This is a genomic window from Mycobacterium sp. TH-M103 (assembly GCF_057473785.1).
Genome location: NZ_JBYCLG010000165.1, coordinates 1 through 10,640 on the forward strand (window position 1 = coordinate 1; position 10,640 = coordinate 10,640).

Sequence of the window (10,640 nt, forward strand, 5' to 3'; positions counted from 1 at the left end):
CGCTCGATCGTGCGGAGCACCGCTTCGGGTTCCGGTCGCGGCAGGATGATGCTGGTGGCGCCCAGGTAGATGTCGGTGGCCAGGAAGTTGTCCAGCTGTGCGCAGTGGTAGAGCGGCAGCGAGTGGATCTCGACGTCGTCGTGGGCCATCTCCCCGGCCACGATGGTGCTCACGTACTGCCACATCAGGCTGCGGCTGGTGTGCATGGCCGCCTTGGGACGGGACTCGGTGCCGCTGGTGTACATCAGCCGCACCAGCTGGTCGTCGTCGATGTGCGGGCTCGGCGGCGCGTTGTCGGTGTCCAGCCAGTGCGCGAAGTCGTCCCAGCCGGGCGGGGCCTCACGGCCGGCGGGTGCCAACGCAATCTGGGTTGTGACCACACCGCCGCGCCGCATCGCCTCTTCGGCCGTCGCTGTCATTTCGGACTCGACGATGAATCCGCGGGCCTGGCTGTGGCCCAGAATGTACGCGATCTCCTCGGCGGTCAGCATGAAGTTGATCGGCACCAGGACTACGCCGGCGCGCGCCGTCGCGAACGCCAGCACGGCGTACTCCCAGCAATTGTGCGAAAGCAATGCGACTCGGTCGCCGACGCTAAAACCGTTGTTCTGCAACGCGGCCGCCGCGCGATCTACCAGCCGATCGAAGTCCGTGAAACTCAACACGACGTCGCCGTCGATGATCGCGGTCTTGTCGGGGTGCCGGCGAGCCGACCGGCGGGGGACATCGCCGAGCCCGTTGCTGCGCGCCCGCGCGACGATCGCGTCCAGATCCTGGGACTGCATTCCCGTCACGGTAGGTGCGAACACCCGGTTGCGGGCCATCGGCGTCCCGCTGAGTAGACAAGGGGCTGCACGCGAACGCGGATCGCCCCAATACTTGCCGGCATGAGCGCTGGCGTCCCCGTCACGACCGAAGGCACCGGATACGTCCACCTGGACCCCGAAGAGTTGCGGGCCAACCTGCGCCAGGCCGATCCCGGCGTGCTGGCTGCCGTGCTGGCGCAACTGACCGGTGACCCAGGGGTCGTCGAGCGGTTCGCGGGGAGGATCAGCTACGTCCCCGATCCGCCCGAGCAGGCCGGTGTCACCGATCCCGCAACGGCCGCGGAGCTGGTCGACGCGGTCGTCGCGGCGCTGCAGTCGCCCCGCCCGAGCGACGCCGTCCGCGCCGACGACCGCGACCTGTTCGCCCGTATCGCACCCGTCGCCCTGGGGGGCGAAATCGGTCCCGAGTACCTCCCGCTGCTGCTCGAGCAGGGCGGATTCCAGCCGTCCCAGCCGGTACTGCCGCGCACCGCCAAGCTTCCCGACGGCTTCAAGGTCGCCATCATCGGCGCGGGAATCGCCGGAATCACCGCCGCGCTCGCGTGCACAGACGCCGGCATCGACTACCAGATCATCGAGCGACACGACGAGGTCGGCGGAACCTGGTACACGACAACCTATCCGGGCATCGGTGTGGACACCCCGTCGGCGTACTACTCGCTGTCGCGCGACATCAACGGCGACTGGTCGAGTTACTACCCGCAGGGCGCCGAGTACCAGTCCTACCTGGTGTCGGTGGCCGACAAGAACGACCTGCGCGGCCACGCGCGGTTCGGCACCGAGGTCGAAGCGCTGTGGTGGGACGAAACCCGCCAACAGTGGGAAATCCACGCGGTCGGTCCCGATGGCGCCCGCGACATCAGCTACGCGAACGCGGTGATTCCTGCGGCCGGTTATCTCAACCGTCCGCGCTGGCCGGACCTGCCCGGCCTGGAGACATTCGCGGGGGTTTCCGTCCATTCCGCCCAATGGGATCCCGATCTGGACCTGACGGGCAAGAGGGTTGCAGTGATCGGCGCCGGTTGCACCGCGGTGCAGATCGTCGACGCGTGCGTCGACCAGATTGCGCATCTGACGGTATTCCAGCGGCAGCCGCACTGGGTGGCACCGCGGCGACGGGCGTCCGACGACGTTCCGGCCTACCAGCGGTGGCTAGGCACCAGGGTGCCGTACTACGCGAATTGGGTTCGGCTCAAGTCGTATTGGGGGACGGCGGACAACAACTACCCGGTGATCTTGCATGACCCGGAGTGGGCGGCCGAGCATCTGTCGATCTCGCCGGCCAATGACGTGCTGCTGCGGATGTGTCAGGACTACATCGATCGGGTGTTCGGCGCCGGCAGCGAACTGGCCCGCAAGGTCACGCCCGACTTCGCTCCCTACGGCAAGCGGATCATCCGGGATCCCGGCGGCTACTACGCCGCGCTGGCGCGCGAGCATGTGGACGTCGAGGCGAGCGAACCGGCGCGGGTCAACGAGGCCGGAATCGTCACGGCCGACGGCCGGCAGATCGACCTCGACATCATCATCTACGCGACCGGCTACTACCTGGATTTCCTGTCCACCGTTGACATCCGGGGCCGCGGCGGCAAGAAGCTCAGCGACGAGTGGGGCGACATCCCGCGGGCCTACCGCGGCGGGATGGTGCCCGGTTTCCCGAACATGTTCATTTCGTCGGCCCCCAACTACAGCCCGGGGCACGGGGCGGGCCACAACTTCGGCGTCGAGGTGATGGTGCACTACGTCATGGAATGCCTGCAGCTGATGGCGCTGCGCAAGGCGGCCACCATCGAGGTCACGCAGAGCGCCTACGAGCGCTATGTCGCCGACATCGACCAGACAATGGCCGGTACCGTCTGGTGCCACACTCCGTCCGCCCACACCTACTACCGCTCGGGGGGAGGGCGGATCGTGACGGCGTTCCCGTATCGCCTCATCGACTTCTGGCGCGACCATCGCGCGCCGCTCGAAGAGGATTTCACGCTGCGATGAGCGGACTCCTTTCCGGCAGAACGGCGTTGGTGACGGGCAGCAGCCGTGGGATCGGCCGGGCGATCGCGCAGCGCCTGGCCGCCGAAGGTGCCACCGTGGCGGTCACCGCGCGATCGCATGCCCCGTCCTTGTCGACGCGGGCAGGAACGACCGCGGCGCTGCCGGGCACCATCGCCGAGACGGTCGGTCTGATCGAGGCCGCGGGCGGCCAGGCGTTCGGCGTCGCGGCCGACCTGGAGGACGCCGAGCAGCGCAACGGGCTGGTCGACGCGGTCCTCGAGCGCGCCGGCCGCCTCGACATCCTGGTCAACAATGCCGGTTTCGCCGACTACTCGCTGGTCGAGGCGATGAGCCTGGAAACGTTCGACCGTACCGTGGAGCACTACCTGCGCGTGCCGTTCGTCCTGACGAAAGCCGCGGTGCCCCAGATGCGCAAGCAGGGCGCGGGCTGGATCGTCAACATCGGTTCGGTCACCGGCGTGGCGCCGGTGCGACCATACCGGGAATACAACAAGACCTCGGGCGACGTCATCTACGCGTCGATGAAGGCCGCCCTGCACCGGTTCACCCAGGGGGTGGCCGCGGAACTTCTCGACGCGGACATCGCCGTCAACTGCGTCGGCCCTTCCACGGCGGTCCGCACACCCGGCGCTGCGCAGCTCATTCCGGACACTTTCCCGACCGAGCCGGTGGAATACCTGGCCGAGACGGTGCTGGCGATGTGCCATCTGCCCGCCGCGAAGCGCACCGGCTTGGTGGCGTTCAGCCTGCACTATCCGTGGTCGCAGCAGTTGCCGGTGCACAGCTTGGATGGCACCACGGTGTTGCCGCCGCTGCAGCCACCCGCGACGGCCAACCCGAACATCTCTCCCGCGGGGCTCTAACCCAGTACCGGCCCGGTGCTGGCGCAGAAGCTGTGACAGACGCGGTCGCGCACGATGACGTCGGGGCATTCGGGGTCGAACCAGCGATCCACCACCGCCCAGTGGATCGGATGCATCAGGTAGGCCCCGGTCAAACCGTCCGCGTCGGTGAAAAGCTGTTCGAACACATGAGTCCACGCCGAGGTGCCGGTCGCTTCCTCCACCCTGCTCAGCTGCCAGTCGGTGATCGTGCGCACGTAGCGCGGCATCAGCCTTAGGTCGGCCTCGAAACGGCCGATGGTGGTCGCATCGGTGCCTGGCGGCACGCTCAACAGCAGCGCCCGGTAAACGGTTGCCGGTCTGTCGTTGCCGAGTACGGGCGTTCCCGAGTAGGCCGCGCCGTTCACCCGGCTGACCGCGGGATCAGCGAAGAGCGCGGCGAAACCTCCCGCCGTGCAATCCCATTGGTCCTTGTCGGCAAAGCGGAGGTGAACCAGGATGTCGCCGCCGTTACGCGAACCGGGCAGCGTGGGTGCCACCACCCAACTCCGTGCCCCGGCGTTGGCTGCCGCCCCACGCAATCCGGCGAGCATGCGGTCGCGGTCCGGCTCGGCGACATCGATCAGCCGGGTGACGCTATACATCGCACAGTCCGTCCACGTCGGCGGCGGCCGCAGCGAACGACCGGGACCGCTCGACCACCAAGCCACCGACCTTTGTCCACCATTCGCCCAACGCCGGGTCCGGCCGGCCTTTCCAGGTCATCTGCCACCACGCCTGCGCGTTGGGCAGCGTCCAGGTGATGGTGACCGTGTTGACCCGCTCCGCGGATTCGTCGAACCAGATGGGCGGGCTGACCAGGACGTCGCGTAGTTTCATACCGCGTTCGCGTGCGCCGGGAGCGTATTCGGCGAGGTAGGTGTCGACGAATCGCCGGGCGCATCCGGGCCGAGTGATCACCCGATCGATCACGAAGACTTCGCCGTCGGCCATGAGCTGACCGTATGACACCGGCGCGGCCCGGCGAGGCCGGCTCCCGATTATCGGGAACCTGGTGTTGACCGGCGCTGGATGCGGGGCAACGGTAGCCAGATGAGCACTGCAGCGGCTGATCCTTTCGCCCCCGCCATGCTGGGGCCGGTGAGGTTGCGCAACAGGGTGATCAAGGCCGCCACCTCGGAAGGTCGTTCGCCGGACGGGCTGGTCACCGACGATCTGATCGAGTTCCACCGCGCCTTCTCGCGCGGCGGCGTCGGCATGACGACGGTCGCCTACTGCTGTGTGGCGCCGGAAGGGGCCAGTGCACCCGGCCAGATCGTGATGAGCCAGCGGGCGCTGCCGGGGCTGCGGCGCCTGACCGACGCCGTGCACGCCGACGGGGCCGCGATCTCCGCGCAGCTGGGCCACGCCGGCGTGGTGGCGCAGAAGAAGCTGACCGGGGTGACCCCGGTGGCGCCGAGCCGATTCATCAACCCCGCGTCCATGGGTTATTGCCGGGAGATCACCCGCGCCGAGATCGCGGGCGTGATCGACCAGTTCGGCGCCGCGGCCCGGGTGGCCGCCGATGCCGGCTTCGACGCCGTGGAACTGCATTTCGGTCACCTCTATCTACCGAGCTCGTTCCTGAGCCCGCTGATCAACCGCCGCAAAGACGACTATGGCGGCGACATCGACAACCGCTCGCGCCTGTGCCGCGAGATCGCCCGGCGGGTACGTGACGAGATCGGCGAGCGGATCGCGGTGACGGCCAAGCTGGATATGGACGACGGTGTGCCCGGTAGCATCTGGGTCGACGAAGCACTGCGGACCGCCGCGCTCCTGGATGCCGACGCGACCCTCGACGCGATCGAATTGACCCAGGGATCTTCGGTGTTCAAGCCCATGTATCTATTCCGCGGTGACGTCCCCGTCAGGGAGTTCGCCCAGGTCATGCCGCAGCCCATGCGCATCGGCATGCGGGTGATCGGCAAATGGGCGATGGGCGATTATCCGTACCACGACCTCTACATGCTCGAGAATGCCCGGCAATTCGTCCCCGTGATCCGCAACACGAAGCTGATCCTGCTGGGCGGCATCACCAACCGCGACCACGTCGAGACCGGTATGCGCGAGGGGTTCGACTTCGTGGCGATGGGCCGCGCGCTGCTGCGTGAGCCCGACCTGGTCGCCCGGATGGCCGCCGACCCCACCGTGCGCAGCCGGTGTACCCACAACAACAAGTGCATGGTCACGGTGTTCGGCCGGACGCACTGCGTCTTGGACCCAGATCAGCGTTACGAGGCGGCAGAGCCGTTGCGGGCGAACACCCTACCGCCGCAGCAGATCGGATAGCGCCGCAATGGCCGATTTTCGGGCCTCATGCGCGAGGTCAAGCATCGGCATCGTCATGAAGCCGTGGATGCCGCCCTCGTAGTCCAGTTGCACCGTTGGGACGCCTGCCGCCTGCAATGCCGCGCTGAAGGCCAGTCCCTCGTCGCGAAGTGGGTCGTGGCCGGCGATCACGACGACTGCGGGCGGTAGACCGCTCAGCTCCGCATGCAGGGGTGCGGCATACGGGTGAGTGCGGTCGCCTGCTGCGGGCACATAACAGTCCCAGTACCACTGCAGGGCCGGCTTCGGGTTGTAGTAGCCCCGACCGAACAGGCGGTAGGACTCGGTGTCGAAGTCGGCGGCGATCACCGGATACAGCAGCAGCTGGCCGGCCAGCGCCGGTCCGCCGCGGTCGCGGGCCATGATCGCGGTCACCGCGGCCAGGTTGCCGCCGGCGCTGTCGCCGCCGACGACGAGACGCCCGGCGTCGCCGCCGAGGGTGGCGGCGCTGTCGGCGCACCAGCGTGTCACCGCGTAGACGTCTTCGGGGGCCGCCGGCCACGGGTCCTCTGGTGCCAGCCGGTATCCGACCGAAACCACCACCGCGGGAAGGAGGTTGGCGATGCTGCGGCAGAGGCCGTCGTGAGTGTCCAGATCGCAGAACACGAACCCGCCTCCGTGTGCGTAGACCAGTATCGGCAGCGGGCTGACGGCTTCGGGCCGGTAGACGCGCACCGCGATCGGGCCGTGCGGGCCGGTGACTATGCAGTCCGTGACTTCGCCGATGGGCTCGGGTTGGACCGGCGGGACGAACCTGGACCTGATCAGATCGCGGGCCTGGGCGCCGGTCATGTCCTGGACGGCGGGGAACCCGCCGTCCAGTTGCTCGATGATGGCGGCGATCTGGGGGTCGAGGCTCACGCGTATTGCAGGGTCGGGCGGGGCGCCGCGGCCGACCGCGGCCGCGGGGGGAGCAAGGGCCGCAGCGGCTGCAGGGTGGGGGCGACACGTTGCGGGCCGCCTTCGACGTTGCGCCAGATGGCCATAGCGGTCATCCGAACCGGAGCGGCGAGGCGCTGGTCGAAGGTCACCCGGTTCATCGGGCCGCACACCGACACGGCGGCCACCGCTTCACCGGGGTTCCCGATGGGCGCTGCCACGCAACCGAACCCGAGCAGCGACTCTTCGCGCTCGAACGCGACGCCGTGAGCGCGGACCTTGGATAGTTCCGCTGCCAGTTGCGCGGCACTCGAGATCGAGTATTTGGTCAAGCGGGCCCGCGGATCGATGCCCGCGCGCTCATCGCCGTAGGCCAGGATCGCCTTGCCGACGGCGGTGCAGTGTGCGGGCTGCCGGCCGCCGACCCTGGTTGGAATCGCGTTGCTCAGCCGGTCGCCGATCTTCTCGAGGTAGACGACATCGGGGCCGTCCAAGACGGCCAGATGTATGACGAGGCCCGTGGCGCGGTGCAATTCCCCCAGCAGCGGGGTGGCCGAGCGCACCAGCCGATCCTGATGCACGGCCAGTGAGCCGAGCTCGACGAGCCGCATTCCCAGCTCGTAGTCGCGGCCACTGCGGCGTAACCAGCGGAGCTGAACCAGCCGCTCCAGCATGCGGTGTGCCGATGAGCGCGGCAGTCCGGTGCGTCGCACTATTTGAGCCAGCGTCAACCGTCCCGGACCGTCGAACGCGTCGAGCACCAGCGAGATGCGGTCGATAACGGCGCTGGGCGTGGCGGATTCGGCGGTGTCATCGGTCGAAGCCATCGGTCGGTCCTCCAAGTTGGTCTGCCTGGCTGGAATATTCCTATTAGGAATATCTGTTTCTATCACATCGTGTGTCTGCTGTCACAAACACGCGCCAAGCAGCCGCAAAATCCCCGGCACGCTGGGCGTACGGAGGTTTTTGTGTCGTGTTCCGCAGCGGCTTGTCCGGCACCTCGGACAATTTCCAGAAGTATCTCGATAACGCCGGCGGCGACGCTTGGGGTAAGGGTGCCGGCAAGGCGTTCAACGGCAGTGTGGGCGAGGGTGCGATGGGCAACGACGGCACCTCCGCGGGCGCCAAGCGCACCGAAGGGGCGGTCACCTACGCCGAGTGGTCGTTCGCCCAGGCGCAACAGCTGAAGATGGCCAAGGTCATCACTTCGGCGGGTTCGGACCCCGTGACGATCAGCGCCGATACGGTGGCGAAGACGATTGCCACGGCTGGGATCATCAACACGGGCAACGACCTCGTCCTGGACACAATCTCGTTCTATCGGCCGAACCAATCCGGTGCTTATCCGATCGTGCTGGCAACCTATGAGATCGTCTGCTCGAAGTACCCTGACCCACAGGTCGGGGCGGCCGTCAGGGCTTTCCTGCAGAGCACGATCGGAGGAGGCCAGGAAGGATTGGCCGAGCACGGGTACGTCCCCATTCCGGAGACGTTCAAGGCGAGGTTGTCGACCGCGGTCAACGCCGTTGAGTGAACCCGGCCTACCAGCCACCGAAAACGTCGAGTGATCCGACGTGGGCTCGGTTGAACTTCACCCGCTCGGTCAGGCACCAAGCCCCGTCTGAGCACCGCTGCCATGTGTCGCGGTAATCGCCAAGCGTGTAAAACCGCGCCGATGGGTTGGCATCGGCGCTCAAGTGGACGTCGTGGATGTACGCGCGGCTGGTCGCGGTGTTCCCGTCGACATCAATAACCACATTGCCCAACAGGTGTTGCGTGGGCCCGCAGTTGTCCAGGAATCCGCGGATCATCTCGATGATCGCCGCGCTGCCATGCAGGCGCCCTGCTCCAAAGTCGCCTTGCGCGTCAGCGGCGAGGATTTCGGCCATCGCAGCCCAATCGCGGTCGTCCATGGCGCGGGCCAACTTGGTCAGTGCTCGTTCGACATCACGCTCATCGACCAGAAGCCGCACTCGATCGGCGTCCACGTCAGTTCCTTCGCGGTCAGCCTTTCGCCGCTGAGCGACCGGCGCGGCGCCCGTAGAAGCTGCCGTCGCCCAGCGAGACGCCGCTGGCGTAGCCCCAGGCGGCCAGCCCGGCCGTCGAGCGGCCGGCCGCGAACAGCCCCGGGATCGGCGCGCCGCTGACGTGCAGCACCTCCGCGTCCAGCGTGGTGCACAGCCCACCCAGGGTGAACCCGCCGGTGTTCTCCCGCAGGTCGATCGCGCCGACCGGCGACCCGATCGGCCGCAACCATTCGGGCTTCTTGTGCAACAGCGGGTCCTCGCCGCGCGCGGCGCCCTCGTTGTAGGCGGCCACCGTGGCCTGCAGCGAGCCGGGCGCCAGCCCCATGTCGCGTTCCAGGTCGGCGACGTTGTCGGCCACCCAGTTCGCCTCCCGCAGCATGAACTTCGGTGACCACGACGCCATCGCCTCTTGCTGGGCGTCGTCGTCGATGATCAGGTAGGCGGTGTTGTCCTGCTGGTAGAGGGTGAGCTGGCCGACCCGGCCGGGGTAGGTGTCCTCGGCGACGTAGCGCTGGCCGCGGCCGTTGACGAGGATGCCGCGCACCAGTTGCTGAGGGTCGATGAAGATGGCGACCTCGGTGGCGTCCATGTGGGCCAGGTCCGCGCCGAGCGCCTGCGCCATCCGGATGCCCTGCCCGTCATGTTGTTCGATCGAGGCGGCCGGGCGCCCGGCGATGCGCGGCGCGTACTGCGCCACCATCGCGTCGTTGTAGGCGAAGCTGCCCATGGCGAGCACCACCCCGCGGCGCGCCCGGACGTTGATCTCGGCGCCGTAACGGCGGGCCCGGATTCCGGCCACCCTGCCGTCGGACTCGACGATCAGGCGCTGCACCCGCACGTCGTAGAGCGCCCGCGCGCCGGCCGCGGTGGCCGTCTCGACGAGCGGCTTCATCAACATGTAGCCGGCGCTGGCCTCGCCCTGCTTCTTGTTCGACATCTGCGGGACGTGGCCGCGCGGGGCGGGGGAGGCGATGGTGTTGAACGGGTAGGCGTTCTCGCCGCCGCTGTACATCAGGCCCTGGTCGCCCATCGGCTCCCAGCCGGGTTCGGAGAAGAACTCGGCCTTGAACGGCACACCGCAGTCGACGAGCCAGTCGAAGTGGGCGACGCTGCCGGCGCAGTAGTCGGCGATGCGCCCCGCGTCGGCCCCGGGGCCCATCGCGACGTTGAGGAAGGCCGCCATGTTCTCGACCGAATCATCGAAGCCACAGGCCTTTTGCAGCGCCGTGCCGCCGCCGAGGTAGATGAAACCGCCGGCCATGGCGGCCGCACCACCCCAGGAGCCGGTGCGTTCGAGCACCAGGACGTCGGCGCCGGCGCGGGCCGCCTCGACCGCCGCGGCGGCCCCGGCGATGCCGTATCCGGCGATCACGACGTCAGCCTCGTCGTCCCAGGAGGTGATCGACGCCGCCGGGACCGGGGTGACATCGGTATCGGGCGTCATAACCGCATCGCCGCCGGCATCTCGCCGATCCACTGGTGGCCCCAGTAGCTGTCGGCAGTGATTTCCTCTGCGGTGTAATAGTTTTCGTCGACCCGCATCCCGTCGGTGCCGAATTCGATGTCCCAGTCGCCGGGGGCCCGGACGTAGAACGACACCATCTTGTCGTTGGTGTGCCGTCCGAGCGTGGAGGAGAGCTGGAAGCCCTCGGCGTTGACGCGGTCCAGCGCCTGACCCACCG

Annotated in this window: 10 protein-coding genes and 2 pseudogenes; 4 read left to right on the forward strand and 8 right to left on the reverse strand. The window is 68.0% G+C overall.

The genetic code is table 11. The features are described 5' to 3' along the window. Positions 1 to 785 (reverse strand): AMP-binding protein (locus AC2VOR_RS09235; protein WP_486963658.1); only part of this gene is annotated, 785 nt, incomplete at its 3' end. A 102-nt stretch (positions 786 to 887) separates the two neighbouring features. On the opposite strand from AC2VOR_RS09235, the gene AC2VOR_RS09240 reads away from it, so the two are divergent. Both AC2VOR_RS09240 and AC2VOR_RS09245 read left to right on the forward strand, forming a co-directional pair. After that, positions 888 to 2,819: a flavin-containing monooxygenase gene (locus AC2VOR_RS09240; RefSeq protein WP_486963659.1), complete on the forward strand. Its 1,932-nt coding sequence runs from the start codon at positions 888 to 890 to the stop codon at positions 2,817 to 2,819. Continuing rightward, entirely contained in the window at positions 2,816 to 3,703 is an 888-nt protein-coding gene (locus tag AC2VOR_RS09245) for an SDR family NAD(P)-dependent oxidoreductase (protein ID WP_369738392.1), read from the forward strand. The genes AC2VOR_RS09240 and AC2VOR_RS09245 overlap by 4 nt, the downstream gene beginning before the upstream one ends. Here the strand turns inward: AC2VOR_RS09245 and AC2VOR_RS09250 are convergent. Both AC2VOR_RS09250 and AC2VOR_RS09255 read right to left on the reverse strand, forming a co-directional pair. Further along, entirely contained in the window at positions 3,700 to 4,326 is a 627-nt protein-coding gene (locus tag AC2VOR_RS09250) for a Dabb family protein (RefSeq protein ID WP_369738393.1), read from the reverse strand. The genes AC2VOR_RS09245 and AC2VOR_RS09250 overlap by 4 nt on opposite strands. Then, positions 4,319 to 4,675 (reverse strand): hypothetical protein, encoded by a 357-nt coding sequence (locus AC2VOR_RS09255; protein ID WP_369738394.1) that lies wholly within the window; start codon positions 4,673 to 4,675, stop codon positions 4,319 to 4,321. The genes AC2VOR_RS09250 and AC2VOR_RS09255 overlap by 8 nt, the downstream gene beginning before the upstream one ends. A 99-nt stretch (positions 4,676 to 4,774) precedes the next feature. Between AC2VOR_RS09255 and AC2VOR_RS09260 the strand changes: the two genes are divergently transcribed. After that, positions 4,775 to 6,013, forward strand: coding sequence for an NADH:flavin oxidoreductase (locus AC2VOR_RS09260; protein ID WP_369738395.1), 1,239 nt, complete (start codon positions 4,775 to 4,777; stop codon positions 6,011 to 6,013). Here the strand turns inward: AC2VOR_RS09260 and AC2VOR_RS09265 are convergent. Both AC2VOR_RS09265 and AC2VOR_RS09270 read right to left on the reverse strand, forming a co-directional pair. Continuing rightward, positions 5,990 to 6,913 (reverse strand): alpha/beta hydrolase, encoded by a 924-nt coding sequence (locus AC2VOR_RS09265; protein ID WP_369738396.1) that lies wholly within the window; start codon positions 6,911 to 6,913, stop codon positions 5,990 to 5,992. The two genes, AC2VOR_RS09260 and AC2VOR_RS09265, sit on opposite strands and share 24 nt — an antisense overlap. Beyond that, positions 6,910 to 7,758 (reverse strand): IclR family transcriptional regulator, encoded by an 849-nt coding sequence (locus AC2VOR_RS09270; protein WP_369738397.1) that lies wholly within the window; start codon positions 7,756 to 7,758, stop codon positions 6,910 to 6,912. Before AC2VOR_RS09270 ends, AC2VOR_RS09265 begins: the two co-directional genes overlap by 4 nt. 143 nt (positions 7,759 to 7,901) lie before the next feature. Between AC2VOR_RS09270 and AC2VOR_RS09275 the strand changes: the two are divergent. Further along, a pseudogene (locus AC2VOR_RS09275) lies at positions 7,902 to 8,465 on the forward strand (substrate-binding domain-containing protein); the annotation flags it as partial. A 7-nt stretch (positions 8,466 to 8,472) separates the two neighbouring features. Here AC2VOR_RS09275 and AC2VOR_RS09280 read toward each other — a convergent pair. The 3 genes and pseudogenes from AC2VOR_RS09280 to AC2VOR_RS09290 all read right to left on the reverse strand — a co-directional run. Further along, positions 8,473 to 8,919: a nuclear transport factor 2 family protein gene (locus AC2VOR_RS09280; protein WP_369738398.1), complete on the reverse strand. Its 447-nt coding sequence runs from the start codon at positions 8,917 to 8,919 to the stop codon at positions 8,473 to 8,475. A gap of 16 nt (positions 8,920 to 8,935) precedes the next feature. Continuing rightward, positions 8,936 to 10,402 carry an FAD-dependent oxidoreductase gene (locus tag AC2VOR_RS09285; protein ID WP_486963660.1) on the reverse strand — a complete coding sequence of 489 codons (1,467 nt, stop codon included), beginning with the start codon at positions 10,400 to 10,402 and terminating at the stop codon, positions 8,936 to 8,938. Beyond that, positions 10,399 to 10,640, reverse strand: a pseudogene (locus AC2VOR_RS09290) (2,3-dihydroxybiphenyl 1,2-dioxygenase); the annotation flags it as partial. The gene AC2VOR_RS09285 and the pseudogene AC2VOR_RS09290, both read right to left, overlap by 4 nt.

Bases quoted from the DNA above. Each gene is read 5' to 3' on its own strand.
- AC2VOR_RS09240 (WP_486963659.1), top strand. From the start codon at position 888: ATGAGCGCTGGCGTCCCCGTCACGACCGAAGGCACCGGATACGTCCAC.
- AC2VOR_RS09245 (WP_369738392.1), top strand. From the start codon at position 2,816: ATGAGCGGACTCCTTTCCGGCAGAACGGCGTTGGTGACGGGCAGCAGC.
- AC2VOR_RS09250 (WP_369738393.1), bottom strand. From the start codon at position 4,326: ATGTATAGCGTCACCCGGCTGATCGATGTCGCCGAGCCGGACCGCGAC.
- AC2VOR_RS09255 (WP_369738394.1), bottom strand. From the start codon at position 4,675: ATGGCCGACGGCGAAGTCTTCGTGATCGATCGGGTGATCACTCGGCCC.
- AC2VOR_RS09260 (WP_369738395.1), top strand. From the start codon at position 4,775: ATGAGCACTGCAGCGGCTGATCCTTTCGCCCCCGCCATGCTGGGGCCG.
- AC2VOR_RS09270 (WP_369738397.1), bottom strand. From the start codon at position 7,758: ATGGCTTCGACCGATGACACCGCCGAATCCGCCACGCCCAGCGCCGTT.
- AC2VOR_RS09285 (WP_486963660.1), bottom strand. From the start codon at position 10,402: ATGACGCCCGATACCGATGTCACCCCGGTCCCGGCGGCGTCGATCACC.